The following is a 26,631-nucleotide window of genomic DNA, read 5'->3' as shown; positions in this document are numbered from 1 at the left end:
CCCATGCTGCAACGGCTGGCGCCCCGCGACGAGGGTGATCTCGGCCTATACTCGGCTCCCCGTGTCCCCGCCTCCGACCGCGAGCCGCGCCAGCCTCGACTCGCCCCCGCTCGCCGCGGCGCCGTTCGGCAGCGAGCCCGGTCGAGCGTTGTTGCAGCGGCGGGTGGCGATGTTCGCGCGGATCCAGGCGCTCATCTCGCTGGCGTTTCTCACCACGGGCATCGTGATTGCGCTGGCCGTGCTTCCCGCCAGGCCGGTCCCTCGCTCGCTGTTCGGTCTCCCCAACCTCTTCCACCTCGCCGCGGTGCTCTGCGCGCTGGCCATCTGGCTGGTCGCGCGGCGCGGCCGCCTCGAACGCGCCCACCTCACGTGGCTCGACCTCGGCGCGACGCTCTTTCCGATGGTGGGTTACGCCGCGATGGCAATCTCGTCTCGAGGCCTGCAGCGCGATCGCAACGATCTGCTGGTGACGCTGATCGCCGTTCTCGTCTTGATGTTGCGCGCCACCCTCGTGCCGAGCCGGCCGAAGGTGACCGCGGCGATCAGCGCGGCGAGCTGCCTCCCCGTGCTGGTGGTCGCGTACGTGGTCGGTCTCACCGCGGATCCGAAGATCCCGAGCTACGCCCTCCCCGTCATGCTCGGCATCTGGTGTGGAGCGGCGACCTTCACGGCCACGCTCGCGACGCACGTCATCTACGGTCTGCGGAAGCAGGCCGCCAGGGCGGAGCAGCTCGGGCAGTACGTGCTCGACGACAAGATCGGCGAAGGCGGCATGGGAGCGGTCTACCGCGCCAGGCACGCGCTGCTTCGTCGGCCGACGGCCATCAAGCTGTTATCGGCGAGCAAGGCCGGCGAGCACGCGCTGTCGCGCTTCGAGCGCGAGGTCCAGCAGACCAGCCGGCTCACGCACCCCAACACGGTGGCGATCTACGACTACGGCCACACGCCGGACGGGGTCTTCTACTACGCGATGGAGTTGCTCGACGGGCTCGATCTCCAGGAGCTCGTGGATAGGTGTGGGCCGCAACCCCCGGAGCGCGTCGTCCACGTGCTCGCCCAGGTCTGTGGCTCCCTCGAGGAGGCTCATGGCGCAGGTCTCGTGCACCGGGACATCAAGCCGGCCAACATCATCCTGTGCGAACGCGGCGGCATCGCCGACACGGCCAAGGTGGTCGACTTCGGGCTGGTGAAGGACGTCAATACCCAGAGCGAGCCGGAGCTGAGCTCGGCGAACGCGATCCTGGGCACGCCGCTCTACATGGCGCCCGAGGCGATGCTCTCGCCGGACACCGTGGATGCTCGAGCGGACGTGTATGCGTTGGCGGCGGTCGGTTGCTTCTTGCTCACCGGCGAACCGATCTTCAGCGGCAGCTCGGTGCTCGAGGTGTGCACCAAGCACCTCCACGACCAGCCGCCGGCACCCTCCAGCAAGGCCGGCAGCGCCGTGCCGCCGGAGCTCGATCGCGTTCTCCTCGCGTGCTTGGCGAAGAAACCCGAAGAGCGGCTGCAGTCAGCCCGCGCCTTCCGGGACGCTTTGGTCGCGTGTGAGGTCCCGGCTTGGACCCAAGAGCGCGCCAAGTCCTGGTGGGCCGAGCATGTCGCGAGCCGTTCGGTCCCTTCCCAGCGCGACGCATCCTCCGACTCGCCGACCGTGGTGCAGGTCGACCTCGACGAGCGCGACGCGGCCGGGTGAGGCGTCCCGCCCGCCGGAGCGCAGCCGCCTGGGCCGGGGGTCATTGGCTCACTCCTTCACGGTCAGGACAGTCATCGCGGGGGCCTCTGCCGATGCGGACGCCGGCCTCGCGAGCTCTGCGCCCGAGGCTGCTGTTCTCGCGGCCGCTGTCCTTGGGGATGCTGGCCCTGCGGCACCTGCGCCTGCGGACGTTGCACCTGGGGGTGTTGCGTCTGTGGACGTCGTTGCTGCGCGGGTTGCGGTTGGGGACGCTGCCCCTGGGAGTGCGGCCCTTGCCCTCGCTGGCCATGCGGCCGCTGCCCCGGCGGCCGTTCCGGCTGGCGATGCTGTCCCGGCGCCCGCTGTTCCTCCGGCTGCTGCCCTCGAGGCCGTTGCCCCTGAGGATGCTTCCCGCTCCGAGCCGCGCCGGGCGGCTGCGGATCGCGGAGGTGCCGAAAGAACTTCAGGCCTTCATCGCGAAGCCCCTGATAGACGGGCGCGTCCTTCTTGGGAGCATCCCCTCGGCCTCGTTGCGGCGCGGCCGCGCGCGGCCCACGGCCGTGCGGGTCACGGCTCGGTCCGCCGCCGCCGTGTGATCGGTGTGTGGGCTGTGCGGGTCCGCCGCGGAGGCCGAGCGCGTCGCGTCGCCTTCGCTCGTCGCGGTTTGCGTCATCGATGAGGGCGAGCACCGACGCGGTGTTCGCGCGACGTTCCACCGCGCGGAAGTCGCCGCGGAGCAGCGTGTCGGGTGTCAGCAGGTTGCGTTCGTGGAGGCTCCACATCTCCTCGGCATACGGCAGGCGACGCGCGGACGGGACGTGGCGCGCGAGGAAGCGGTGGAGGTTGTCGACGTCACGGATCAAGAGCCTCCGCGCATTGGTGTTGTGCGCGGTGTCGATCGACTGCGGAAAGTCGATGACCACCGGACCATCCGCGCCGACGAGCACGTTGAACTCGGAGAGGTCGCCGTGAACGACGCCCGCACAGAGCATCTGGACGGCCGCTCGGATGAGGCGGTCGTACATCGCTCGAGCCGACACGGCATCGAACGAAAGATCGCCCAGGCGCGGGGCGGGCCTTCCTTCGGCGTCGGTGACGAGCTCCATCAAGAGGACGCCCTCGATGAAATGGTAGGGCACGGGAACGCGGACGCCCGCCGCGTGGAGACGGTGAATCATGTCCACCTCGGTCGAGCGCCAGGCGGCCTCGTCCTTCTCTCGACCGTGTCTGGAGCGGTTGGCGATCGCGCGCTGATCGCGGCTGTTCCGGACCCCGCGCCCCTCGGTGTACGCGGCGCGCTGCTTGAAGGAGCGGTGATGCGCGTCCTTGTAGATCTTGGCCACCGCGTAGCGGCCCCCGGCCACGACCAGGTACACCTGAGCTTCCTTGCCGCTCATGAGCGGTCGAACCACGTCGTCGATGACTCCGTAGTCGAAGAGCGCCGCCAGGCTGTCGGGCATCCGCATGCGGGCGGGACCCTACCTCATTCCTGGTGCGGTCACCTCGCGCAGTTCATGCCGGTGGTCTTGGCCGCGGGCGATCGGGGTCGATCAGCGGGTCGGCGGTCGCAGCCATGGGCGAGCTCGGCCCGTTTCGCGCTACGCTCGGGCGACCCGATGACCCCCGAACATGCTCGCGTGTTGGCTCGCTACAACCGATGGATGAATGATGATTCTGCGCGTGTGCCCGAGCCACTCCGTTTCCCGGATGAGACGCGGCGCAGCAGCTGATGTCGGCGGGGAGCTGGCCCGTGAGGTGAAGCGGTGCCCGTGAAGCTCCGCGGTCATCCCGAGCTGCCCGCACTGGTCGCGGGCCTCGTGCTCTTTAGCGGAGCGGCTGGGGTGATCGCGCTGAGCGCGCCGCCGCGCGGGACGGCGCCGGCCGCCCCGGGACCGAGCATCGCTCCGACCGCATCGAATTCGGCGAGCTCTCCCAAGCTCGGCCCGCTCGAGGTCGGAGCGGAGCTCGCCGGCGCGCGGATCGCCTCGATCGAGCTCCGCCCGCGCTCGGTGCGCATCGAGCTCTCTCTCGACGGCGGCCCCCCGCTCGTGATCGGCTTCGCGCCCATCGACGCCGGCGAGCCCCCCGGCCCAATCGCCTTCGCCGACCTGAACGTCTGGTACGAGGGCCGCGGCCAGATGCCGCCGGACTTTCTGCGCCTTGCCCAAGCGTTGGTCGAAACCCTGCGGCGAGCCAGCGCGCCGCGTTCGCCTTCCGCCGCTCTTCGAGACTGGAGGGGGGAACGGTGAGCGACGGGGAGTTCGGCGCTCGAGATCGCGTGCTCGCTGCGACGTCGCTGTCGCTGGGCACGTTCGTCGCGTTCAAGCTGATCTCGCTCTTCGTCGCGCCACTGAACCTGGTTCTCTCCCTGTTCCTGGTCGCACACCCGCTCGGCGTGTTGATCGGTGCGCGCTGGTTCGATGCCCCCGAGGCGAGGCGCCGTGCGCTCCAGGGCTACTTCCTGGTCACCTGCCTCACGCTGCTCGCGCTCTCGCTGTTGCGCTACGTCGCGCCCACGCTGGAGCCGCCATGGCTCAGCCGTGGCTTCCCGCTCGCGGCGCTGGGTGGCGTGGTCGCCGCGGCGGGCCTGGTGCTGGCGCCTTTTGCCCTGTGGAGCGGCGTGATCGAGTACCTGCTCCTGAGTCAGGGTCGCGCTCGGCCGTCCGGCTACGGTGGCGCGTATGGTGTCGTGCTCGGCGGTGCGGTCCTGGGGCTCGCGCTCGGCTACGCGCTTCTGCCCTGGCTCGGCGCTCTCGGCCTGTACCTCTTGGTCGTGGCCATGGCTAGCCAGGTCGCCTTTCCGCGCCTGGGCACGCGAGTGGCGTTGGGCTTCGTGCTCCTCGCGCTCACGAGCGCGGCGCTCGGGCTCGACCCGCGCTTCGTCGCGGCGCTCTCGCCGGCCTGGCCCCACACCGCCCGAGCGCTGCTCGACCAGGGCGCGCGGCTCGGTCGCGCCGAGTGGAACGCGCACGCCTACACGCAGATGATCGAAGACGAGAGCACGAGCTACGGCGCCTACGACAACCTCGTCTACTGGACGGTCCCGCTGGCCGAAGGCAAACCGCTGAGCGAAGACGACGTGGTGTTCGCGGCGCTGCCGAAGAACGCGCGGCTCGCCATCGTCGGCGTCGGCGGGGGGCGCCAAGTGCAAAGCGCCCTGCGCGCGCGGCCGGATCTCGAGATCGACGCCTTCGAGATCAACCAGACGGTGGTGAGCTACTTTCTTCGCGAGCGACCCGAAGCGAACCGTCGCGCCTTCCTCGACCCACGGGTCCACGCGCTGGCCGTCGAGGGTCGCGCGGGCGTGCTCGCCTCGCCGCGCGCCTACGACGGCATCTACCTGCCGGAGGTCGGGACCGTGCTCGGGTACTACCGTGCCCAAGCGCTGGATCTGAACTTCATCCACACCGAGCAGGCGTACCGCGACTATCTCGCGCGCCTCGCGCCCGGTGGTGTGCTCGCGACGGCGTTTGCGTCCTACGCCGATCCGGATCTGCAAATGAGCCGCCGCACGCTGACGACGCTGGTCCGCCTGGGCCTCGTGGCCCGCGGCTTCGAGAGCGCCGACTACCGCATCGTCGTGGCGACGCGTCCCGCCGACGCGCAGGCCCTCGACGCGAGCGTGGCCGTCGCTGCGGCCCGCGGCCTCCGCGAGCTCGGCCCCTCCAGCGGCGAGCCGCTGCCCAGCGACGACCTCGGTGCGAGCTGGGTGACGGTGTACACCCCTCGCCGGACGCTCTCGCACTGGGGGCTCGTGAGCGGCGCGCTCTCCGTCGGCCTCGTCGTCGCGGTCGTTCTCGCCCTCGGCGGCCGCCAGCGACGTCGGGCTGCCGGCGCCCCGGGGCAGACTCTCCGGCTGGCCATCGCCGCGGGCCTGGGCGCCGCCTTCGTGGTGCTGGAGAACGCCGCCATTCTCCAGCTCGCGCGCGCCCTGTTCAGCCTGGCGGACGCCGTGATCCTCGGCTCGATGGCGTTTCTCTCCGCCGCCGCGGTCGGCGCGCGCTTCGCCGAGCGCATCGCCGCCCGCGGGCTCTTGGCGGTAGGGGGCGCCGCCGCAGCCTTCGCGACGGCCGTACTGCTCTCACCCCAACCGCTCGTCGTGTTCTCGAGCGCGCTGCTGCTCGCCTGCATCTCGGGGGCGCTGCTCCCGCTCCTCTTGGACTCCGCCCGAGACGGCGCGCTGCCCTCGATCTACGCCTGCGACAGCGCCGGCGCGATCGTCGGCGTGGTGCTCGCGTGGTTCGTGCCGCTGCTGTTCGGCATGCGCGTGTTCTGTCTGGTGGCCGTCGCGGGCTACGCGCTCCTGGGAATGGGCACGCTGGCCGCCTCCAGGACATCGAGTCGTCGCACCGCCGCCTCGTGAGCGAGGTCGACGGTGAGGCGCACGCGCTCGGGTCTGCTATGTTCGGTCGGCTCGATCCCAAGGGACCGCCAAGCGAAGGAGCATTCAATGGCCACCTCACCTCTGCAGTGTCCGAAGTGCGAGAGCGAAATGGAACAGGGCTTCGTGCTCGACAACACGTATGGTGCGCGGCTGGTCAGCCAGTGGGCGCCGGGGGCGCCACTGAAATCGTTCTGGACACGCACGAAGTTGCCCGAAGAGGATCTGATCCCAATCGGGACCTACCGCTGTTCATCGTGCGGATACCTCGAGCAGTACGCGCGAGACGAGTTCGGCGCGAAGTAGTCCCAGGCGTTCGGCGGGGCCCGTGACCGATGAGCGCGGCGGCGGGATGACAGTGGGGAGGGGCCCCGGCGCCAGCGGAGCCGTTCGCCGAGCTCCATTCGCCGACGCCTGCGGGCGCTTGCGCATGCTGTCGTGCAGTCATAGACTGCACACAATGAAAGCATTGACGATTCGCGAGGTGGATCCGGCGTTGGCCAAGGCTCTCGAGCGTGAGAAGCGGCGACGCGGCGCGTCTTTGAACCAGACCGTGCTGCAGCTCCTGCGGCAGGCCCTCGGGCTCACGGGAGTCGCACGCAGATCGAATTCGCTCGGTAAGCTCGCGGGGACCTGGTCGAAGGAGGACCTGGCGCGCTTCGAGCGCGACACCGCGGTGTTCGAGAAGGTCGACGAGGAGCTGTGGCGGTGACGAGGATCTGCCTCGACACCTCCGCCTACAGCCACTTCAAGCGCGGGACGCCCAGCGCGGTCGAAGTGATCGACTCCGCGGAGTGGGTGGGGGTCCCCGCGGTCGTCCTCGGCGAGCTGCGGACCGGCTTCGCGCTCGGCCGCAAGGCGCAACAGAACGAGAGTGAGCTCTTGGCGTTTCTCCGGAACCCGGTGGTCGAGGTCCTCGACGTCGACGACTCGGCGTCTCGCGTCTACGCGGACATCGTCACAGCGCTGCGCAAGGCCGGCAGGCCGCTACCCACGAACGACATTTGGATCGCGGCAGTCGCCGCGCGCGAAGGCGCGGCGGTGGTCACTTTTGAAGCGCATTTCCGCTCCATCCAACGCATCGGGAGCATGGTGCTGGGCGCTCGGTAGCCCTAGGGGCGCGCGAGAGAGTCGTGCCCATCGAAGACGCGTCGGCCACGCCGTGAGGGCGCGGAGTGAGCGGTGGGCTGGGCCGAGACCCGCCCTCCCGCGCCCCAGTGCAGGCGTGCAGTACGAGCACCGCCGCGCCAGCGAGGAGTACGTGTTGCATGGCACGACAGTCTGCCTCGGATTCACGCCGCAACCGGAGCCTTGCTGGCTACCACTGGGTACCGGAGGCGCAGGCACGGATGGTTGCGACGGAGGTGGCAGGGCACGCCGCCCGCGGATGGAAGAGTCGGAAAGCCGCCTTCTATCTGCTCCAGCAGCCCTTGCTGCTCCTGGCGGTCGCGTTGATGCTGGCAATCCACGCGCTCGAGCACTGGCCCACGCGAAGCGGCGGCTCGTCATCGAGGTCGATGGTGGGATCACCGTAACGGCGTGGGCCGTGGAGCGGGTGAGCCTCGGCACGGCGCTCGACCTGGATGCGTGAGGCCGTTTCGCAGCCAATTTCCCCTCTTGCTCGGCGGTCGCTACAATCCTGGCGCCTGCCTACCTCGGAGGCTGGAGCACCGCTCTTCTCATGCCGCCCCCTGACGAGAAGCCCGGCGACGCACGGCCGAAGGCACCCACCGAGCGGCCCGACATGATCGGTCGGGTGCTGTCGGACCGCTACCGCATCGACGCTCGCATCGCCAGCGGCTCCTTCGGCTCGGTCTACCGCGGCGCGCACCTGCACATGCACAAGCAGGTCGCGATCAAGATCTTGCATCCCGAGGTCGAGAATTTCCCCGAGCTGGTGGAGCGCTTCGAGCGTGAAGCGGTCGCCGGCGCTCACATTTCACATCCGAACGTCGCGGTGGCGAGCGACCTGGGGAAGTTCGATGGAGAATCGTACTTTCTCGTCCAGGAGTACGTACCTGGCGAAACGCTGCGCGAGCTGATGAATCGCGGACCGCTGCCGGCAGCGCGCGCCGCCTCCATTGCCCGGCAAATCGCCGAAGGTCTGGCCGCAGCGCACCGCCACGGGATCATCCATCGTGACCTCAAGCCGATGAACGTGATGATCGTCGAGGGCACCGACGATCTGGTGAAGCTGATCGACTTTGGTTTCGCGCGGGTGCCGGTAGAGGAGCTTCCGCAGGTGCCGCAGGGCGATTCGGGCCCGGGTTGGGAGACGTCTCAGGCCGGTGTGGTGTTCGGCAGCGTGTCGTACATGGCCCCCGATGCTTTTCTGGGGATGAAGAACGTCGACGAACGTTCGGATCTCTACGCGCTCGGCGTGATCCTGTACGAGATGCTGGCGGGGAAGCACCCCTTCGACGTGAACCTACCAGCAGCCGAGCTGTTTCAGCTCCAACGCACCAGCCCGCCGCCGCCGCTTCGCGAGAGGAACCCCGATTGCGATGCGTCACCCGACCTCGAGTGGGTGATGATGCGCCTGCTCGCCAAGGCGCCCGAGGAGCGCTACCAGGACGCGGCCGCTGCTGCCTCCGCCATCGCCGGCGCGATGCGAGGCCTGCCAGGCTTCCTCGAGCGCCAGGACTCCTACCGGCCTCCGGCGCGTCTGCCCAAGCGGAGCGTCGCCGCCCCGCCCGAGGGGGAGGCTCCAAACGCACCGAGGCCAGTCTCGAGCTGGAAGCGTCCCCGAGCCCTCGGCGCGCTTGGGCTCGCGATCGCCCTCGTGGCGATCGTGTTCGGCCTCTACCTCACGATGCGCGAACCTCGGCCCGCTTCGCCTTCGGCTTCGGTTTCGGTTTCGGCTTCCGCCGCCCGAGAGGTAGCCGCGCCGATCCCCGCACCCCCCGCATCGGTGGCCGACGCTGAAAGCGACGCCTCCGCGCGCCCACCGGTGGAGGACGTCAAAGCCAAGTTCCTCTCCGCTGGTGATCAAGCGCCCGCCGACGCCGCACGCGCCTGGCTGCTCATGATGGAGGCCGATCCGAAGGCGCTGGACGACCCGGAGGTTCAGAAGCGCACTGCCGAGGTGCTCGAACGGGCGAACCCCGACGATGAGTCGGTCAGGAAAGTCTTCGACCATCTCACCCATCGGGCAGGGCCTGTCGGGCTCGACGTCCTGTATCGCGTGCTCGATGCACAGCCAGGCTCGAGCGGGGGTCAGCTCGCCGGGCAGATCCTCTTCCGGCCGCCGAGCGCGGAGCGCGCCTCACCCGCTCTGCGCGTCACGCTCGACATCCGGCGCATGAACTGCACGCGGAAGTTCGAACGATTCGACCGCGCCGCCCAGGAGGGCGACGAGCGGACCGCGCGCGAGCTCGAGAAGCTTCGCCCGCCGAGCTGCACGGTCCGGAAAGGCGTCTGCTGCTTCAAGGACGAAGAGAAGCTCGAACGGGCGCTCGCGCGGCTCCGCGACAGGAGCCACGCCGCGGACGGGGCGGCGCCGATGCGCTGATCGTCCCGATCGGCACGCGCTTCGAAGCCATGACCGACGGGCGCGGCGTCGCCCGCGCACCCATCCCCGACGAGCCTTCGCAGCCGGGGGCCGTGCTTCGATGGTCCGTCTTCGTCCGGGGCAGGAGGGCGAACGACATCGAGCTGGCGCGAGCGCCGTGATGCGGCGACGCGGTCGACGAGCGGACGCGGTCCCGGCCCGGCGGCTCGGCTACCGGGTGCTTCGGCTCGTCGAAGGCGCGGACGCGTACCCAACCGGGATTTTGACTTTGGTTCCCGAAGCGCGATAGGTGGGCTCCGGATGGTCGGCGTCATCACCACCCGGCACCTGGTCCTGCACGCAGGGCTCATCGTGCGTCTGTTCGGTGTGCGGACCTACCTGCGCTGCGTCGCCCATACCTTGCTCCACCCAGGTCGAGCGACGTTCCTGGGCGCGCTGCGCTGAGCGCGGGCGCCCTCGCCGACCGAGCGACCGGCTCGGCTAACGAGTGCTCCGGCTGGATGCGGAGCTCGTGCTCGGCGCGCCCGACTCCTGGATGGGCCGCGTGCGATGCGCTCGGTGGGCCTGTGCCCCGATCAGATCACGGTACCAGATCCCGCTGTCCTTGATGATTCGGTGCTGGGTCCGGTAGTCGATGTGGATCAGTCCGTAGCGTTTGCTCAGGCCTGAGGACCACTCGAAGTCGTCCAGCAGCGACCACACGAAGTAGCCACGCACGTCGGCCCCCGCCAAAATGGCCTGCTGCACCTTCTGCAAATAGGCTTGCAGGTAGGCCACCCGCTTACGGTCGTGCACCGCGCCGTCCTCGACTCGGTCCTCGAACGCCGCTCCGTTCTCGGTGACGTACAGAGGCAAGTGGCCGTAGTCGGCGGGATCTCGGGTCAGGACCTGGTAGATGGACTCGGGATAGACCTCCCAGCCTACGGCCGTGTATTGCACGCCGTCGAGCTCGTACTCCTTCTCTGCGATGTCCAAGCCGCTGAACCACATCCTGAGAAACGGCACCCACCAGGCGTGGTAGGCGCGGATGCGCGAGTAGTTGTTGATGCCGAGGAAGTCCAGCTGGGTCCCGATGGTTTCCATGTCGCCCGCCTGCACCTCGGGCGAGAACCGGCCGAGTATGTGGAGCAGCCGATCGGGGTATCGACCGCGAAACAGCGGGTCCAGACACACCCTGTTGAACAGAGCGTCACCGAGCTCCGCCGCCAGTCGATCCGACGGGGTGTCCTCGCGCGGATGAACCGGGATCAAGTTGAGGGTGATCCCGACCTTCGCCTCCGGGCGCGCGCTCTTCACCGCCTGAGCCGCCAGACCGTGGGCCAGCATCAGGTTGTGGAGGACCTTCAGGTAGAGCCAGGGTCGTCGCAAGCCCGGTGCGTGCACTCCTGCGGCGTGACCCATCATCGTGAAGATCTGCGGCTCGTTCAGCGTGATGAAATGACTCACGCGATCGCCCAGCGCCAGGGCCACGCGCCCGGCAAAGTCGGCGAAATGGCGGGCGCACTCCCGATTGGTGAACCCGCCCAGCTGCTCCTGCAATGCCGCGGGAAGGTCCCAGTGGAAGAGCGTCACGTACGGTGTCACGCCGGCCTCCAGCAGCGCATCCACCAATCGGTCGTAGAAAGCGATGCCAGCAGAGTTGGATGGTCCACGTCCGTCGGGCACCACCCTGGGCCACGAGACCGAGAAGCGGTAGGCGTCCAGCCCCAGCTCGCGGATCAGACGCGCGTCTTCGGCCACGCGGTGGAAGTGGTCGCTCGCCACGTCACCGGTACTGCGATCACTGATGTGCCCGCGGGTGTGCGTGAAGACGTCCCAGATGGAGGGCCCTTTGCCCTCCTCGTCCCACGCCCCCTCGATCTGGTAGGCGGCAGTCGCTGCTCCGAACACGAACGAAGGCGGAAACCCAAGGACTTCGGCCATGGCAGCTCCCAGGCTATGCCCAGTGAGCCTCGCGCCGGCGCGCGATGATTGCGCGATGCGCTCCGCCGGCTCGGCTACCGGGTGCTCCGTCTGGATGCAGAGCTCGTGCTCGGGGCGCCCGAGGAGGCGGGGCGCTCCACCGCACATCAGCGTTTCGTTCGAGCTCGCGAATGCACTTGCCCATCGAAATCGGCGCCGGCACCACGGGCTACAATGCGACTCAGCGCACGGCGATCTTCGACCGCCTGAACATCGCGCCTCCGTGAACGCGTCCGGAGCCAAGAACCCGTTGCGTGGAGGCAGCGCCGGAGCCCAGCACGGCCGCCCGAGGCTTTCAGCGCTTTTCGCGGAGCTCCCGAATGTGCGCGAGGTAGTCGTCGACGCGGGTGAACGCACCAATGGGGAGTGGCTTGTCGTGGCGGACCACGGTCTGCATTTCATGCGGGTCGAAGCTCGCGCCGATGTTCATGTTGCGTGTCTCGGACATGCCCGCGGACTGCTGCGACAATGGGTTCGGAGGCGGGCCGCCGAAACACTCGTGGTACCACTCCAACGGTGGGGGCGGTGGCTCCGTGTAAGCCGGATCGAGCTCACTGGGCTCCAGGTCTTCGGTTCCCAGAGACTTCGCCAGGTCGCTGACGAGGTACGCGGGGAGCCACTCGCTCAGCCCGGTGTGCCAAACCAACACGAACGGTGGCAACGCCGAGAGCGATAGCGACGTGAGGAGAACCGCCTTGGTCGTGGATTTCGCCGTCCCATCGTGATCGGCCCAGTACCATTGGGGTTCGGTCATTTTCGAGAGCTCGTGGATCACGGAGCGTATCAGCGAGCAGGCAGCTTTCACAGCCTCAGGCCCCGCCCGGGCCGTTGCCACCGGTGCTCGTCGTCGCGCCTGTTCCGCCGGCGGCTGCTCCAGCCGCACCACCGCCGGAGCCAGCCCCGTCTTCAGCGGCGCCATCGCCACACGCCCAAGCCAGGATCAGAGCCAACCCGACCGACACCCGTCCGATTCGTTTCATGCTGCACCCGCGCTGGCGCAACCTGTGCCACGCCGGATGATGGCGACGAGGGACGCAACGACCGTGCCGTTCCAGTCACGGGCATTCCGGGGCGGCGCCGAGCTTGACCGGAAAGGTGCCGTTGAACGCGTCACTCAGCGGGCCGCCTCCGCCTGACGTCGAGCGTACGGCGCAGATTTCGTCGTTCCTTCGGCGAAGCTCGTCATCGAGGTCGACGGTGGGTACCACCAGAGGCGGCGCGGGGCCGATGCTCGGCGGGAGCGCGCGCTCCGCCGGCTCGGCTACCGGGTGCTCCGTCTGGATGCGGAGCTCGTGCTCGGGGCGCTCGAGGCGGCGCTCGACCGGGTGCGCGCGGCGCTGCCTGGCTGAGCCTCGACTAGCTCGCGCGCGCTCTGCTTCTGAGCCAAGAAATTCTGCTTCTTCCGTGGCGTCGTGGCGTCCGTGGCGCAACTTCTCTTCTCTCACCAGGGGAACCACTCCCTCGGGATCTTCTGCCACGAGGTCGGCCTCCGACGGTCACCCTCCGGCAACACCAAGGACCCCACGAACTCCGCGTGCTCGTAGACGCTGCCGATGCTCTTGGCGATGGCGTCGAGGTCCTTCTCGTCGGCGACGCCGTTGCTGGTGGCTTTGTAGAACTGCACGGTGATGCGGATCGGGAACTGCGGGTCGCGCTCCAGGCGCAGGTTGCCGCCTTCCTCGAACGGGCCGCGGACCTTGCCGTGACCGAGCACGGCCTGCTCGACGTCGCTTTTGTCCTTGGCGCCCTCTTCCATCGGTGCGGATGCGGCCTTCTTGGCGGGCGCTCCGGCTCCGGCTGCCGCGGAGGGAGCCGCCATCTCGGCGTCGCCGTCGGCGAAGGCGCCGCCCAGACGGCCGCGGTGGCGGTGCTTGAGCGGGATCTGGATCAGGAAGAGGACGTCGGCGCCTTTGGCCAGGGCCGAGCGGTCGTCCTGCGTCTTCGGTCCGCCCTGGTCCTTGATGCGCTTCTCGACGTCGCTCTTGCGCTCGGCGGTGAAGGCGGAGCGCATCCCCTCGTTGTTGAAGTAGAGCTCCTGGCCGATGCCCTGGGACGCGGACTCCTCGGGGCGGTTCTCGATCACCTTCATGCTCGTGCCCTGGCGCGTGACCAGGAGCGTCAGGACCGCGGGCGAGCCCGGGGCGGACTGGTAGTTGAAGACGGCCGGGTTGAACTCCGCCTTGCCCTTCTTGGGGATGGGCAGGAAGACGGCCTGGGCGCTCACCAAGAAGTGCGTGTCCCGCGGGGCCAGCATGTTGCCGCTGCCCTGGATGCTCCAGGGTTTGGAGGCGAACTTCTTGAGGTCTCGGAGCACGTCGGTGAGCGGCACCGTGTCGAGCTTCTTCTTGTTCTTGTGGTTGCCGACGCGCACGAAGAACTTGTCGGCCGGGACGTCGCCGGTGCGATCGCTGAAGTTCGGGAAGCGGATCACCGGCATCAGCGCGCTGGTCTCCTGACCGGCTCCGCCGTCGCGGTAGCGCACCTGGAGCGTCACGTCGGAGATGTTGGGCCCGAGGGACGAACCCTCGGCGCGGCCGGTGTCCTCCCACATCACGTTGACCAGGTTGAGACCCCGGCGCTGCACGGCGTTCTGGATCTCGGAGTCGTTGATCATGCCCACGACCTTCTGCACCACGCTCGGGTACGCGGGGTCGGCTCCGCCGACGATGCCCCACTCGGGGTCCTCGCCGCCGGGCTCCTCGCCGTCGGTGGCGATGACGTTGCCGCCAGCGCCGCCCTGACCCGGGCCCCGGGCGACCTCGGCGTCGCGCCGGCCGCCGGCGCAAGCCACCAAGAGACCCAGGGTCAGAATGCTCCAGAGGTGTCGCGTTCGCATGATGTCCTTCACTCCCAACCACCACGCCAGCCGCCGCTTACAGGCACCAGGCGACTTTCCATGGCGATCTTGGCGATACCGACGGTCTCGCGGTTGCCGTTCAGGAGGAACGGTACCACCCGGCGGGCGCCGGCGACATTCACGACGACCTCGCCGCGGACCGGGCTCGAGCCCGAGCCCCGCACCACCTCGATCACGTACTCGCCGGGCTTGGCGCCGCGCAGAGCCAGGCCCTCGCGCTGCGTGCTGGCCACGTCCACGGCGCTGATCACGGCCTTGGTGGGCGCGCCGAGCCACGACACGCGGTTGCCGTCGGGGTCGATCAGCGCGATGTCGATGTCGGTGTCGCCGCCGAACCAGCTGGCCTCGAGGCGGAGATCGCCGGAGAGCTCGTCCTTGATGTTGTCGAACTTGCCGAGCTGAGCCTCGGCGGCCTTGCGCACCTTTTCGTCGGCGGCCTGGAGCATCTCGTCGGCCAGGCGCGCCTCTCCGGTGCGGCGCCCGCAGCTCGCGGCCTCGGCCAGGAGCGCGGCGTCGCCCGAGCGGAGCTGCGCCAGCGCCAGCGAGTGACGGCAACCGACGGCGGGGCGCCCCGCCCAGCGGTGCAGGCGCGCCAGGCGCTTCTGCGACGGGATGTCGTCGGGCCGCACGTCCACCACGCTGCCCAGGATGCGGATGGCTGCTTCGCGATCGCCGTTGCGGGCGGCGATGTCGGCGCGGGCCGTCAGCGCGTCCGGATCCAGGGGCTCCTTCTCGCTCCAGCGCTCGGCCAGGCTGCGGGCCTGCTCGGTGTCGCCGGCGATGGCGTACAGGGTGAACAGCTTGCGCAGCGCGCCGCGGCTGTTGGTGTTCGTCTGCAAGTCGCTCTCGGCCCTGCCGATGGCGCTGGGCGTCGCCGCCTTGGCGGTGATGCGGCCCTCGAGCACGCTGCCCTTGCGCTCCCAGATGCGGCGCATCGGGACCATGTTGCGGCCGCCCCCGGGGCGAATGGGCGGACGCCGCATGGAGCGCGGCGCCTCGTCCCGCATGACTTCCTTCTTGGCCTTCTCCTCGGCGAAGGGCATGGGCTCGGCGGGCGCGGTCGCGGCGGGCGGAGGGCCGGAGGGCTTGGCCGCGGGCTTGGGCGTCGCGGTGGCGCCACCGAGCGCTCCTTGGCCGAAGCCGCCGCCGCCCGAAGCCTCGCCGTCGAAGCCCAGATCGCCGGACTTCATCGGGGACTTCGCCCGTGCCGACGAGTCCTTGTCGAAGGCGTCGTCCTCCGGGGCCTCGAGCTCCTGCTGGCCCTTGGCGACGGTGCCGGCGGCGACCTCCTCGCCGGTCCACTGGTGCGAGGTACGGGTGTTGTCGAGGCCGAAGGCCTTGAACATGGCCTCGCTCTCCAGGACCAGGAGCGACGTGAAGCGGCTCGCCACGTCGAAGGCGCTCGAAAGCCGGATGGCCTCCTTCTTGGCGTCGGCGCTCGGCTCGCGCTCCAGATCGGTGATGCGAGTCGCAGCGAACAGCCGCGGCACGAACGAGTTGCCTTTGGCTTCGCTCGCCACGATGCGCACCGGGTAGCGCTGCTCGAAGCCTTCCTTGCCGAGCTTGCCGCGCACCACCACGCTGCCCTCGATGTCGGCCTTCTCCATGCGGGCCACGAGGACCTGCTCGCCGCCGGCCACGATGGTGTCCACGCGCCGCGGAGCGACCTCGACCAGGCCCGCCGGCAGCTCCACCGCCACGTCGCGCAGCGTGGTGCCGTAGGTCGCGCTGAGCGCGGCGAACACGGCCTCGGCCGTGGTCTGGCCGGGCACGAACGGCAGCATCACGCCGCCGCCGCCGCGGGCCATGGCGCCCAGCGTGTCGGTGTCGGAGTCGGCGCCGATGGCCACCGTGGTGACGGTGCCGGTGCCCGGAGGCATCGCCTCCTCGATGGCGCGGGTGACGTAGGCCGGGCGGATCGGTCCGACCGTCGGCATGCCGTCGCCGATGTAGACCAGGCGAAGATCCTTGTTGGCCGCGGCGCTGGCGGCCGAGCGCGCGGCCCGGATCGCCACGGTAGGATCGCTGGCGCCCTCGGGCACGATGCTCTCGAGGAAGCGCCGCGCCTCGAGCGCGGTCTGCCCGCTCGGGATCTGCATCCCACCCGGCATCGTGCGGCAGTCGGTGTCGCAGGCGAGCAGCGTGAAGCTGTCGCCGCGATCGAGCTCGCGCACCAGCTTGGTCGCGACGTTCACCGCGCGCTTGTAGCTCTCGCCGAACATCGAGCGGCTGCTGTCCACGACGATGGCGAAGGTGCGCTGGCCTTCCTCCCGCGACCGCGGCAGCTTGGGCCGGAGGGCGACGGCCACGTAGGGCGCGTCGTCGCCGAGCTTGGCCGCCACGGGCGGGGCCGCCTTCAGGATGGCGTGGTCGTCGGTCTTGGGCGCGGCCGTCTTGGCCTCGGCCTTCTGCTTCAGCTTCGAGGCCTCGTCCGCGCTCGGCTTGTAGGCCCAGGCGGTGAGCTCGGCGTCACGCTCCGGCAGCGCGTACTCCACCGTGAGGTCGCCGCTGGGCGAGAAGCTGGAAGCGTTCATCGCCAGCTGGTCGGCACCGTTCTGCTTGCTCTTGGCAAGCTCGTAGCCCTGCGCGCGTACGCCGAAGGCCTCGTCGTGGCCGCGCACCTGCACGTCCACGTCGAAGCGGCCGACCTTGGTCGAGCCGCCGGGCGAGTACGCCATGGGGTAGCTGTAGCGGCGAACGCCGCCGGTGGGCTTGATGGTCTGCGTGTAGGCGAGGATCACGCGTCGCGCGCCGCGCTTGGGGATCGGGTAGATGCGCAGCTCGAAGCGACCGCCGCGCTGCCACTCGAGCAGCGCCGGGTCGCGCCAGGGCCCGGGCACCCAGACGATCTCCTCGCGCACCTGCTGGCGCACCTGCGGGGCCGCGTTGACGATGGCGCCGCGCCAGATGGCGGCGGCGCGGTCGCGATCGACGAAGGCGCCCTCCTCCAGCTTGCCGTCCACCTCCAGCGCCAGGCGCTCGATCTTGGCGTCCGGCGGCACCGGGAAGCGGTAGATGCCCTCGAGCACCTCGTCGGTGTTGTTGGTGAAGACCTCGTCCACCTCGGTACGCGCCATGGCGCCGGCGATGCGCACCTTCACCGAGTGCGAGGTCAGCACGACCGCGTTGTCGCGCTCGCTGCTGTCCCCGGGCTTCTTTGCCTTGAGCTCGCCGAGCCCGCGCACCGCGACCTCTTCCTGGTCGTCCTCCGCGATGGCCGACTCGCTCCAGGCGATGCTCTCGCCGAGGGCCGTGGCGTTGCCGACGAACGGCGGCATGCCCGCGTAGGAGCGGCCCTGCTCGCCGGCGCGCACCGTGACCTCGCGGCCTTCGGCGTCCGCCAGCTTGACCGTGCCGCGGCTGACGTTGACCGTGGCGCTGTCGTCGCTCGTATTCAGCGAGAACTTGGTGCCGAGCACCTCGACGTGGCCCTTGGGCAGATCGATGCGCGCGGTCTTGCCCTCCACGTGGGCGACGTCGGCGACGATGTTGCCGCTCTCGAGCTTGGCGCGGCGCCCCTTGTCGCTGCCGAGCGCCACGCGCGTGCCGCGGTCCAGCGACAGCTCCGTGCCGTCCGCCAGCGTGACGCGTGCGCGGGTGTGGCCGTCGGTGACGAGCACCGAGCCGGCGGGGATCGCGCCCTGGGCTGCTGCCGTCGCGCAGCTCTGGCCGTCGGGAGCGCAGACCGAGAGGCCCGTGCCCGAGAGCTTGGCGACGTTGCCGTGCCACGCCTCGGCGGCGAGCTCGCTCCCCGAGCCGCCCTTCTTGCTCTTGATCACGATCGCGGCCGCTGCGGCCGCCGCCAGCGCAGCGCCGACGCCGCCGATCACCAGCCAGCGGGCGGCGTTCGACCTCTGCTTCAGGAGCGCCACGTTGGGCCGCTGCTCGAGCCCCGCCGGGCGAGGCTCGGCGTCCACGCCCGGCTCGGTCTTGGCGACGGTCGGCTGGGTCGCTGCGGGAGTCGCCTCGGTCTTGCTGACGGTCGGCTCGGGGGCCGCGGGGATGGGCTCGGTCTTGGCGACGGTCGGCTCGGTGGCTGCCGGGGCGCTCTCCCGCGCCGGCGCGCTCGGCAAGGTCGCGGTGACCGTCGCGGGAGCGGGAGCTTCGCTCTTTGCCTCGATCGGTGCCGCGCCGCTCGTGGGGCTTCGCGCCGGCTCCGGCGTGCCGGCGACGGGAGTCGGCAAACCGCTCGCCGGCGTGCTGCCGCCCTGCTTGTCCAGCGCCGCGAGCACGCGGGTCTCGAGATCGGCGGGCGGCGCGTAGTCGGCGCCTGCCGCCGCGACCAGCTCCAGGTGCTTCTCGGCGTCGTAGCGGGCGTCGCGGCAGCGATCGCACTCGGCCACGTGATCGAAGAAAGGCTCGGGGGCCGAGCCGTCCAGGATGTCGGCCATGCGCTCCTCGACCTCGGCGCAGGAGACTTGGATGTTCACGTCGGTCATGGCGTCACTCCTTCACGACTTCACGCAGCCGGGCCAGCGCCCGGGAAACACGTTTGCGCGCCGCGGCCTCGTCGATGCCGCACGCGATCCCCACCTCACGAAAGCTGAGCTCGCCGGCGTAGCGCAGCACCACTGCCTCGCGCTCGCTGGGGCGAATGTTGGACAGCGCCGAGCGCGCGGCGTCCGCGCGCTGGCGCAGGAGCATCAGCTCCTCGGCGCTGCCGTCGCGCTCCGCGTCGTGTACCAAGCGCAGGCGCGCGGTGCGCCGCGTCGTCCGCTCCACCAGCCGAGCGCACTTCTTGCGAGCGATGCCGAAGAGCCAGGAGCGCAGCGAGCCGTCGCCGCGAAACGCCGCGAAGCCGGCGTGGGCATCGAGCAGCGTCTCCTGCACCAGATCGTCGGCTTCGGCATGGGAGCCGACCAGGGCCATGCACAGCCGGCCGACAGCCGCCCCGTGGTCCCGGGCGCACAGCGCCAGGGCGAGCCGGTGGTCCCCGCTCCGGATCGCGTCTTCGATGGCTCGGTCTTCGGCCGAGCGTGGGACTGGGCTCTCGCCGTCCAGGTTCGTCGCTGCCTCTACGCCCATCGAAAGCTCCTTGTCCAAACCCATGTGGCCCTCGGCACGCGGTTCGTGACCGCCTTTTTCCTAACGGGGCTTCCCCGCCCGGACTTGCAGGGTCGGCGACGGGGACCGGGCCGGCAACCTGGGCCCCTTGGCGGCGGAAACCATGGGGGATTTCACCGAGCTGGCCGGCCCGACCGGCCCGGCGACTAAACTGCCGGCGCCGTGGCCAGTGGTTTCGCCCGTCGCGTCGCGCCCGCCCTCGAGCAGGTGGTCTCCCGGATCCTGCCCGGGGCGACCCTGCTCTCGGCCGAGCCGTTCGACGTGGACGACGCCGAGGAACAGGACGCGGCGACGGCCAAGGGGGTCGGGTACGGGGTTCCGCTCCGGCTTCGGGTGCGCGACGCAATGGGCGTCGAGCGGACCCTGGTCTTCCACACCGCCAAGAGCGATCAGTTCGGCCACGATCGGCGCGCGGATCGCGCCGCGGAGCTCCTGCTCGCGTTCGACCGCTTCGGCCGCATCCCCGGACACGTCCGCGCCTTGGACGTCGGCGCCATCGACAAGAGCGGGCAGGGTCTGATCTCGCTGGCCGACGCCGGGGAGTTCTACCTGGTGACGTCCTTCGCAGAGGGAACCCTCTACGCCGACGAGCTCCGGCGCATCGCCCGTCGCGGATCGGCGCTCGACGCCGAGCTGACGCACGTCGAAGCGCTGGCGCGCCACTTGGTCACCATCCACGCCGAGCGGCACGACGAGCCGCTCAGGTACCAGCGCGCGATCCGCGATCTGATCGGCAGCGGGGAGGGGATCTTCGGGCTCATCGACGCCTACGCGGCCGACGTGCCGGCGGCGCCGCCGGAGCGCCTCCGGGCCATCGAGAGCCAGGCCCTCGCCTGGCGCTGGCGTCTCAAGAGGCGCGCGCACCGCCTGCGGCGCACGCACGGCGACTACCATCCGTTCAACGTGGTGCTCTCGGAGGCCGGCGAGATCGCCTTGCTCGACGCCAGCCGGGGCTGCCTCGGGGATCCGGCGGACGACGTGACGTGTATGGCGGTGAACTACGTGTTCTTCGCGGTCGAGCACCCGGGGAGCTGGCAGGGCGCGTTCCGCGCGCTCTGGCACCGCTTCTGGGAGGTGTACCTCCGGGAGAGCGGCGACGCCGAGCTCCTGGAGGTCTCAGCGCCGTTCCTGGCCTGGCGCGGCCTCGTGGTCGCGAACCCGCTCTGGTACCCCAACGTCGAAGCCGACGCGCGCGACCGGGTGTTCCGGTTGATCGAGCGCGCCCTCGGCGCGGAGCGCTTCGACCCCGCCTTCGCCGACGAGGTGCTGTCGTGAACGGCGTGGTGGTCTGGATGACCGGCAAGCCGTCGTCCGGGAAGTCCACGTTGGCGGTGGCGCTGCGCGAGCGCCTGAGCGCGCAGGGAACGGCGTGTTGCGTGCTGGACGGCGACCAGGTGCGCGCCGCGTTCGTGCCGCGGCACGGCTATGACCCGAAGTCTCGGGACGAGTACTACGCGACGCTGGCGAACCTGGCGGGAGTCTTGGCTCGTCAGGGCCTGGTGGTGGTCGTGCCCGCGACGGCGCACCTGAAGCTGTTCCGTGAGCGAGCCCGCGAGCGCGCCCCTCTGTTCCTCGAAGTCTACGTCGAGGCGTCCCAAGCGGAGGTCGAGGCGCGGGACGCCAAGGGCCTGTATCGCGCCGTGCGCGAAGGGCGCGCCGGCGGCGTGCCCGGCGCCGATCTGGGCTACGAGGTGCCGGAGCGGCCGGACGTGGTGGCGCGAGGCGGGCACGACGAAGCGGCGGTCGAGCGCATCGCGCTCGCGATCACCGAGATGCTCGGGAAGAGTGACTGACGCTGCCGCCGGCGGCGAGCGCGGCCGCACCCGCGGCGCGCTGATGATCGCCCTGGCTGCCGGCTCCTGGGGCACATGGAGCTTGTTCTTCAGACCGGCCGAGGCGCGCGGGGGCGTCAACGCGGCGCTCGAGGCGTTCGTGGTCTTCGCGACCATCTTCGTCGCGTCGCTGCCCCTGGCGCTGCGAGAGCGACTGCGCGTGCGGCGGCCGCTCCGCGTCTGGGCGCTCCTCGGGTTGCAGGGCGTGTTCGACGCCGCGAACGCGCTCTTGTTCTTCTGGGCCATGCAGAAGACCTCGCTCGCCGTCGCCGTCTTGACCCACTACCTGGCGCCGGTGCTGGTGGCGCTGGGTGCGCCCTTCGTGGTCGGCGAGCGCGTGAGCCGGAGGACCTGGGGCGCGCTCGGGGTGGCGCTCGCCGGGCTCGTCACCTTGCTCGAGCCTTGGCGCGACGGCTCGAAGATCGCACTGGGCGGCGCGCTGCTCGGCGCGGGCAGCGCCGTGTTCTTCGCCATGTCGCTGCTCGCCGCCAAGCGCCTGGGCCGCCACTTCGCGCCGACCGAGATCCTGTGCTGGCACATCCCGACGGGGCTCCTCGTGATGCTGCCGTTCCTGCCGAGCAACGTGCTCTCCACCCCGCCGACCGCGCTCGGCCTCCTCGTCTTGGGGGGCCTCGGTCCCGGCGCGGTCGCCGGCGTCCTGTTCATCCGAGGCCTCGCCCACACCCACGCGAGCCGGGCCTCCATCCTGATGCTGCTCGAGCCCGTGGTCGCCGTCGTCGTGGGTGTGGTCGCCTGGAACGAAGTGCCGTCGTGGCCGGCGTGGCTCGGCGGCGCGCTGGTGCTCGCCGCTGCCTACTGGGTGCTCGCCGAGCGGTGAGGATCAGACTCGGGTCATCGCGATCAGCCCATGGCAAGACAGCGAAGGCTCCGTCAGAGCTCGACCTGCTCCAGACGCTTCGCGTGCTCCAGCTCGGTGTTGGCCAGCTGACGGAAGAACTCAGCCTCCGGCTCGGGGCAGAAGTCCGCGAGCGCGTCGTAGAACAGCGACGCCTTGATCTCGTTGTCGCGGGCGATCTTCAACGCGTTGTCCTTGGAGATGGTGTCTGCGACGAGCCACTCCGGCGCGGTCTCGACGCTCTCTACGGCCATGTCCGCCCGCTCAGGGAGCTCGCCGCCCACCAGGCGCTTGCCGCCCTGCTCGATCGATTGGGCGTGTTGGTCCTCCTGCTTCGCCATGTCCAGGAAGAACGCCTGGACTTCGGGCTCGAGATCGAGCGCAGCCAGGGCGCGGTAGAACTGCGCGGCGGCGCGCTCGGCAGCGACAGCGTTTCGGACGGCCTGCTGGACGGAGATTGCCATGCGCCGCGACGGAGCAACATTCGTGCCCTGTTTGGAGTGTCCCCCCACCCACCCCCACCGTAGTCCTCCGCCGGGGGCACGCCCCCGGTCCCCCGACGCGACTCGCTTTGCTCGTCGCGGGCTCGCTTCGCTCGCGATGCCGGGAGGGGCTGCGTTCGCCGACCATCCCGAGCGGTCGCGGCGGGCGCAATTGGTTCGCTCTCGCCCGAGCGGCCGGCACAATCTACCGCGGGCGAAGGCTAGACTCCGAGGCGTCATGCCGGAGCTCCCGGACGTGCTCGTCTACGTCGAGCGCCTCGCCGCGCTGATCGGTGGCCGCGTGCTCGAGCGCGCGCGAGTCGCGAGCCCGTTCGTCGTGCGCACGTTCGCACCGCCGCTCTCCGAGCTGCACGGCGCGCGGGTCGCCGGCACCGAGCGCATCGGCAAGCGCATCGTGCTCGCCTTCGAGGGCGACCTGTTCCTGGTCATTCACCTGATGATCGCCGGCCGCCTGCGCTGGCGCGAGCGCGGCGCGCCGCTGCCGAAGAAGCTCGGGCTCCTCGCCCTCGACTTCGAGCACGGGACGTTGCTCTTCACCGAGGCCAGCACCAAGAAGCGCGCGAGCGTCCACGTGGTGCGCGGACGTGCGGCGCTCGAGCCCTTCGATCGGGGGGGCGTCGAGCCGCTCGCGGCAAGCCTGCCGGACTTCGCCGCGGCGCTCCGGCGCGAGAACCGCACGCTCAAGCGGGCGCTGACCGACCCGCGCCTGGTCAGCGGCGTCGGAAACGCCTACTCGGACGAGATCCTGTTCCACGCGCGGCTGTCTCCGGTCCGACTGACCCGCCAGCTGGACGACGAGGAGCTCGCGCGGCTCCTGTCCGCGACCCGCGACACCTTGCTCACCTGGATCGAGCGCACCCGAGCCGAGGTCGGCGACGGTTTTCCGGAGAAGGTGACGGCGTTCCGCGAGGGAATGGCCGTCCACGGCCGCTACGGGCGGCCGTGCCCGGTGTGTGGCACCAAGGTCCAGCGCATTCGTTTCGCGGAGAACGAGGTCAACTACTGCCCGCGCTGTCAGACGGGCGGCAAGCTCTTGGCCGATCGCGGCTTGTCGCGGCTGCTCAAAGGCGATTGGCCGAAGAGCATCGACGAGCTGGAGGAACGCCTGGGCAAGGCCGAGTGACGCTCCGACCCGTCTGGGCTACAAGTGCCCCGCGAGGCGCGCATGAGCACTTCCCGCATCCTAGTCCCGGTCGAGTACTCCGAGCACTGCCGCCGAGCGCTGGAGCTCGCGGGTGCTTGGGCGGAGACTCTGGGCGCCGAGCTCGAGGTCATCCACGTCTGGGACCACCCATCGCTGGTCCCCGAGGACGTCACCGTCGAGCACGCGGGCGGCGAGAAGCGCTCGCTGTTCGAGCTGATCGCCGAGAACGCCGAGCGGGACATGAAGGAGTTCCTGGCCGGCGCGAGCCTGCCCGCGGGCGTGAGGATGACGCACCGCCTCGAGAGCGGGGAGCCGGCGAGCGCCATCCTCGCGGCGGCAGAGAAGAGCGGCGCGAACCTGATCGTGATCTCGACGCACGGCCGGCGCGGTTTCCGCCACTTCCTCATGGGCAGCGTCGCCGAGAAGATCGTGCGCCTCTCGCCGGTGCCCGTGCTCACGGTGCCGGCCGGCTCCGAGCGCCCGGACGCCTGACGCCATGCCGACGCTCCTCGGCTCGTTGGCGACTCGCGCTCGGCGCTGGGTCCACGGCCACCCCTACGCCATCTGGTACGATCGCGCCTACCGCCTGCCCTTCGCGTCCATCGAGGCCAGCACCGGCATCGATCCGCGGCGCGCGGATCTGGCGCTGTCGTATCTGGTGGGCTCCGGCTACCTGGTCGCCGAGGACGTGCGCACGCCGAGCCGGATCCGCTACGAGGATCTGGCGCGAGTCCACAGCGCCGAGCTGCTCGAGTCGCTGCAAGATCCCGTGGCCATCGGCAACGCCTTCGCGGTGGACCCGTCGGACGTCGTCGTGGACGAGGTGGTGCAGACCATCCGCATCGCGTGCGGCGGGACGCTGGACGCTGCGCGAGAGGCCCTCGGGACCCGGGGCCCGACCTTGAACCTGTTGGGCGGCTTTCACCACGCCGGGCCGAATCGCGGTGGAGGGTTCTGCATCGTCAACGACATCGCCGTCGCGGTGGCCGCGGTGCGCAAGGAGGGCTTCAGGAAGCGCGTGGTCGTGCTGGACCTCGACGCCCACCCTCCGGACGGGACGGCCGAGTGTTTCGTCGGCGACCCCAGCGTCTGGATCGGGTCGCTCTCGGGCGCCGATTGGGGAAAGCTCGACGGCGTCGACGAGACCGTGCTGCCGCGCGACTGCGACGACGGCAGCTACCTGTCGGCGCTACACGCCTTGCTCTCGCGCATGCCGCCGGCCGGGCTGGCTTTCGTGCTGGCCGGAGGCGACGTGCTCCGGCACGATCGATTCGGCGCCCTGGCGCTCAGTCTGGATGGGGTGCGCCGGCGCGATCTGGCCGTGCTGCGCTCGCTCGAGGGCGTGCCGTCCGTCTGGCTCCCGGGTGGGGGCTACACCGTGGACGCCTGGCGCGCGCTCGCAGGCACCGGCATGGTGCTCGCACGACAGACACTGAAGCCCATTCCGCCGCGGGTCGATCCGATGACCACGCAGTTCGCGACCGTGGCGCGGGAGCTCACTCGGGACAAGCTCGAGGGGCCGCTGTGGATCACGGAAGCCGATCTGATGGGCGAGCTCGACCGCCACGCCAGCCGCTCGCCGCGCTTCCTCGGCTACTACACCGCGGAAGGCATCGAGTACGCGATGTCGCGCTACGGCATCCTCCAGCACCTCCGGCGCCTGGGGTACGGCGGCTTCCGCGTCGCGGTCGATCGCGACGAGCGCGGCGATCGACTGCGGCTCTTCGGCCAGTCCGACGGCGTGGAGCACCTGCTCATCGAGACCGTGCTGGAGAAGCGCCGCGTCGCCGATGAGGACATGCTCTACGTACACTGGCTGACGCTGCGCCACCCCCGGGGCCGCTTCAGCGAAAAGCGCCCGCGCCTGCCGGGGCAGGAGGAGCCGGGGCTCGGCATCGCGCGGGAGGCGGGGCAGCTGTTCGGCCGCGTCGCCGAGCGGCTCGGGCTCGCCGGCATAGCGTTCCGCCCGGCGTATCTCCACACCGCCTACGCGGCGCGCTTCGCCATGGTCTTCATCGACCCGCGCCACCAGGCGCACTTCGACGCCTTGTTGCGCGATCTGGGGCACGTCCCCTTGGGCGACCTCTCGCGTGCTCTGTCGGCGGGGCGTGTCCACATGAACGGCGAGCGCTACACCTGGGAAGCCGGGGAGATGGCCTACTGGCTCGACCAGCGCCCGGTGGACCGCGCTGCGGTGGAGGCCGAGATGGAGCGCGTGAAGTTCAGCTTGGTGTGATTCAGCGCGTGACCAACACGGGACAGAGCGCCCGCTTGACCACCTCCGACGCCACGGACCCCACGAACAGGCGCTCCAGGCCCTTCTTGCCGTGGGTGCCGATCACGATCAGGTCGGCGTGGACGTCTTCTGCCAGGGCGAGCACGCCGTCCACGGGCTTGCCGAAATCGATGGCGGCGGCGACGCGCTTGCGATTGAGCTTCACCCCGCTCTGCTCGAACAGGTCGATCTCCTTCGCGATGAAGCGGTCCAGCGTGCGCTGCGCCTCGTCGTGGAAGGTCTGGTGCATCTCCGCGCTCTCGGCCGCGGGGCGACCCGGGCCGTAGCCTTCGGCGATGGCCAGGCAGTAGATCTGCGTGTCGCGGTAGAGGGCGATGTCCAGGGCCGCGCGCAACGCCCGCTCGCTCTGCTCCGAGTAGTCGACCCCGACCACGATCTTGTAGGTCTGCGGAACCGGTGGGGCGGGAGGCGGTGCGCTCGGCATGCGCGCTCTATCTGCCGCTTTCGCCGCGGAAGCAAGCTCCCCCGTCGCGCGCGCAGTCTCGATCGGTTCTCCCCGAGTCGAGCTGCGTCGCCACCACCGGCTGGGAAGTGGTGACCAGGGGACGGGGCG

Annotated in this window: 23 protein-coding genes; 15 read left to right on the top strand and 8 right to left on the bottom strand. The window is 70.2% G+C overall.

Going from position 1 to position 26,631, the window contains the following annotated elements; translation table 11 throughout:
• Positions 1-61 precede the first annotated feature (61 nt).
• Complete coding sequence (locus tag HS104_25700; GenBank protein ID MBE7483358.1) at positions 62-1,693, top strand: serine/threonine protein kinase; 1,632 nt, start codon at positions 62-64, stop codon at positions 1,691-1,693.
• Positions 1,694-1,764: 71 nt separating this feature from the next.
• Here the strand turns inward: HS104_25700 and HS104_25695 are convergent, their stop codons facing one another.
• On the bottom strand, positions 1,765-3,138 hold the full coding sequence (locus HS104_25695; GenBank protein ID MBE7483357.1) for a hypothetical protein: 1,374 nt from the start codon (positions 3,136-3,138) through the stop codon (positions 1,765-1,767).
• A gap of 297 nt (positions 3,139-3,435) precedes the next feature.
• Between HS104_25695 and HS104_25690 the strand changes: the two genes are divergently transcribed.
• From HS104_25690 to HS104_25660, 7 genes are all read left to right on the top strand, one after another.
• Positions 3,436-3,921: a hypothetical protein gene (locus HS104_25690; protein MBE7483356.1), complete on the top strand. Its 486-nt coding sequence runs from the start codon at positions 3,436-3,438 to the stop codon at positions 3,919-3,921.
• The gene (locus HS104_25685) at positions 3,918-6,035 is read left to right on the top strand and encodes a hypothetical protein (protein ID MBE7483355.1); all 2,118 of its coding nucleotides are present in this window, start codon (positions 3,918-3,920) and stop codon (positions 6,033-6,035) included. Before HS104_25690 ends, HS104_25685 begins: the two co-directional genes overlap by 4 nt.
• A gap of 87 nt (positions 6,036-6,122) precedes the next feature.
• Entirely contained in the window at positions 6,123-6,359 is a 237-nt protein-coding gene (locus tag HS104_25680; protein MBE7483354.1) for a hypothetical protein, read from the top strand.
• Between the two features lie 154 nt (positions 6,360-6,513).
• Positions 6,514-6,765: an antitoxin gene (locus HS104_25675; GenBank protein ID MBE7483353.1), complete on the top strand. Its 252-nt coding sequence runs from the start codon at positions 6,514-6,516 to the stop codon at positions 6,763-6,765.
• Positions 6,762-7,163, top strand: a complete 402-nt coding sequence (locus HS104_25670; GenBank protein MBE7483352.1) for a PIN domain-containing protein — start codon at positions 6,762-6,764, stop codon at positions 7,161-7,163. The genes HS104_25675 and HS104_25670 overlap by 4 nt, the downstream gene beginning before the upstream one ends.
• Positions 7,164-7,734: 571 nt before the next feature.
• Complete coding sequence (locus HS104_25665) at positions 7,735-9,564, top strand: serine/threonine protein kinase (GenBank protein ID MBE7483351.1); 1,830 nt, start codon at positions 7,735-7,737, stop codon at positions 9,562-9,564.
• A 300-nt stretch (positions 9,565-9,864) separates the two neighbouring features.
• Positions 9,865-10,008 (top strand): hypothetical protein, encoded by a 144-nt coding sequence (locus tag HS104_25660; GenBank protein MBE7483350.1) that lies wholly within the window; start codon positions 9,865-9,867, stop codon positions 10,006-10,008.
• Positions 10,009-10,044: 36 nt separating this feature from the next.
• Here the strand turns inward: HS104_25660 and HS104_25655 are convergent, their stop codons facing one another.
• Together HS104_25655 and HS104_25650 are read right to left on the bottom strand one after the other, a co-directional pair.
• A complete protein-coding gene (locus HS104_25655) occupies positions 10,045-11,487 on the bottom strand; it encodes a beta-glucosidase (protein ID MBE7483349.1) in 1,443 nt (480 codons plus the stop codon).
• Positions 11,488-11,821: 334 nt separating this feature from the next.
• Positions 11,822-12,445, bottom strand: coding sequence for a hypothetical protein (locus HS104_25650; GenBank protein ID MBE7483348.1), 624 nt, complete (start codon positions 12,443-12,445; stop codon positions 11,822-11,824).
• Between the two features lie 265 nt (positions 12,446-12,710).
• Here HS104_25650 and HS104_25645 point away from each other — a divergent pair, with 265 nt between their 5' ends.
• Positions 12,711-12,875: a DUF559 domain-containing protein gene (locus tag HS104_25645; protein ID MBE7483347.1), complete on the top strand. Its 165-nt coding sequence runs from the start codon at positions 12,711-12,713 to the stop codon at positions 12,873-12,875.
• 92 nt (positions 12,876-12,967) lie between these two features.
• On the opposite strand, the gene HS104_25640 is transcribed toward HS104_25645, so the two are convergent.
• The 3 genes from HS104_25640 to HS104_25630 are packed head-to-tail and all read right to left on the bottom strand — an operon-like array spanning position 12,968 to position 19,408.
• Complete coding sequence (locus HS104_25640; protein MBE7483346.1) at positions 12,968-14,362, bottom strand: hypothetical protein; 1,395 nt, start codon at positions 14,360-14,362, stop codon at positions 12,968-12,970.
• An 8-nt stretch (positions 14,363-14,370) separates the two neighbouring features.
• Positions 14,371-18,822 carry a FecR domain-containing protein gene (locus HS104_25635; GenBank protein ID MBE7483345.1) on the bottom strand — a complete coding sequence of 1,484 codons (4,452 nt, stop codon included), beginning with the start codon at positions 18,820-18,822 and terminating at the stop codon, positions 14,371-14,373.
• A 4-nt stretch (positions 18,823-18,826) separates the two neighbouring features.
• Positions 18,827-19,408 carry an RNA polymerase sigma factor gene (locus tag HS104_25630; protein ID MBE7483344.1) on the bottom strand — a complete coding sequence of 194 codons (582 nt, stop codon included), beginning with the start codon at positions 19,406-19,408 and terminating at the stop codon, positions 18,827-18,829.
• Positions 19,409-19,609: 201 nt separating this feature from the next.
• On the opposite strand from HS104_25630, the gene HS104_25625 reads away from it, so the two are divergent.
• Genes HS104_25625 through HS104_25615 form a run of 3 tightly spaced genes read left to right on the top strand, consistent with a single transcriptional unit; the run spans position 19,610 to position 22,117 of the window.
• A complete protein-coding gene (locus HS104_25625) occupies positions 19,610-20,722 on the top strand; it encodes an aminoglycoside phosphotransferase family protein (protein MBE7483343.1) in 1,113 nt (370 codons plus the stop codon).
• Positions 20,719-21,240, top strand: coding sequence for an adenylyl-sulfate kinase (locus HS104_25620; GenBank protein MBE7483342.1), 522 nt, complete (start codon positions 20,719-20,721; stop codon positions 21,238-21,240). The genes HS104_25625 and HS104_25620 overlap by 4 nt, the downstream gene beginning before the upstream one ends.
• Positions 21,233-22,117 (top strand): DMT family transporter, encoded by an 885-nt coding sequence (locus HS104_25615; protein ID MBE7483341.1) that lies wholly within the window; start codon positions 21,233-21,235, stop codon positions 22,115-22,117. Before HS104_25620 ends, HS104_25615 begins: the two co-directional genes overlap by 8 nt.
• Positions 22,118-22,170: 53 nt before the next feature.
• Here the strand turns inward: HS104_25615 and HS104_25610 are convergent, their stop codons facing one another.
• Entirely contained in the window at positions 22,171-22,599 is a 429-nt protein-coding gene (locus tag HS104_25610; GenBank protein MBE7483340.1) for a ferritin family protein, read from the bottom strand.
• A 256-nt stretch (positions 22,600-22,855) separates the two neighbouring features.
• Here HS104_25610 and HS104_25605 point away from each other — a divergent pair, with 256 nt between their 5' ends.
• The 3 genes from HS104_25605 to HS104_25595 are packed head-to-tail and all read left to right on the top strand — an operon-like array spanning position 22,856 to position 26,018.
• Complete coding sequence (locus HS104_25605; protein ID MBE7483339.1) at positions 22,856-23,761, top strand: formamidopyrimidine-DNA glycosylase; 906 nt, start codon at positions 22,856-22,858, stop codon at positions 23,759-23,761.
• 42 nt (positions 23,762-23,803) lie between these two features.
• On the top strand, positions 23,804-24,274 hold the full coding sequence (locus tag HS104_25600; protein ID MBE7483338.1) for a universal stress protein: 471 nt from the start codon (positions 23,804-23,806) through the stop codon (positions 24,272-24,274).
• Positions 24,275-24,278: 4 nt separating this feature from the next.
• The gene (locus tag HS104_25595; protein ID MBE7483337.1) at positions 24,279-26,018 is read left to right on the top strand and encodes a histone deacetylase; all 1,740 of its coding nucleotides are present in this window, start codon (positions 24,279-24,281) and stop codon (positions 26,016-26,018) included.
• 1 nt (position 26,019) lies between these two features.
• Here the strand turns inward: HS104_25595 and HS104_25590 are convergent, their stop codons facing one another.
• Positions 26,020-26,502, bottom strand: coding sequence for a universal stress protein (locus HS104_25590; GenBank protein ID MBE7483336.1), 483 nt, complete (start codon positions 26,500-26,502; stop codon positions 26,020-26,022).
• Positions 26,503-26,631 lie beyond the last annotated feature (129 nt).

The organism is Polyangiaceae bacterium (genome assembly GCA_015075635.1).
GTDB lineage: Bacteria > Myxococcota_A > Polyangia > Polyangiales > Polyangiaceae > JADJKB01.
This window is presented reverse-complemented; position numbering and strand designations above follow the sequence as displayed.

Coding starts and splice junctions, on each gene's coding strand:
- HS104_25695 (MBE7483357.1), bottom strand. CDS start 3,138: ATGCGGATGCCCGACAGCCTGGCGGCGCTCTTCGACTACGGAGTCATC.
- HS104_25680 (MBE7483354.1), top strand. CDS start 6,123: ATGGCCACCTCACCTCTGCAGTGTCCGAAGTGCGAGAGCGAAATGGAA.
- HS104_25675 (MBE7483353.1), top strand. CDS start 6,514: ATGAAAGCATTGACGATTCGCGAGGTGGATCCGGCGTTGGCCAAGGCT.
- HS104_25665 (MBE7483351.1), top strand. CDS start 7,735: ATGCCGCCCCCTGACGAGAAGCCCGGCGACGCACGGCCGAAGGCACCC.
- HS104_25660 (MBE7483350.1), top strand. CDS start 9,865: ATGGTCGGCGTCATCACCACCCGGCACCTGGTCCTGCACGCAGGGCTC.
- HS104_25655 (MBE7483349.1), bottom strand. CDS start 11,487: ATGGCCGAAGTCCTTGGGTTTCCGCCTTCGTTCGTGTTCGGAGCAGCG.
- HS104_25650 (MBE7483348.1), bottom strand. CDS start 12,445: ATGGCGCCGCTGAAGACGGGGCTGGCTCCGGCGGTGGTGCGGCTGGAG.
- HS104_25640 (MBE7483346.1), bottom strand. CDS start 14,362: ATGCGAACGCGACACCTCTGGAGCATTCTGACCCTGGGTCTCTTGGTG.
- HS104_25635 (MBE7483345.1), bottom strand. CDS start 18,822: ATGACCGACGTGAACATCCAAGTCTCCTGCGCCGAGGTCGAGGAGCGC.
- HS104_25630 (MBE7483344.1), bottom strand. CDS start 19,408: ATGGGCGTAGAGGCAGCGACGAACCTGGACGGCGAGAGCCCAGTCCCA.
- HS104_25610 (MBE7483340.1), bottom strand. CDS start 22,599: ATGGCAATCTCCGTCCAGCAGGCCGTCCGAAACGCTGTCGCTGCCGAG.
- HS104_25605 (MBE7483339.1), top strand. CDS start 22,856: ATGCCGGAGCTCCCGGACGTGCTCGTCTACGTCGAGCGCCTCGCCGCG.
- HS104_25600 (MBE7483338.1), top strand. CDS start 23,804: ATGAGCACTTCCCGCATCCTAGTCCCGGTCGAGTACTCCGAGCACTGC.
- HS104_25595 (MBE7483337.1), top strand. CDS start 24,279: ATGCCGACGCTCCTCGGCTCGTTGGCGACTCGCGCTCGGCGCTGGGTC.
- HS104_25590 (MBE7483336.1), bottom strand. CDS start 26,502: ATGCCGAGCGCACCGCCTCCCGCCCCACCGGTTCCGCAGACCTACAAG.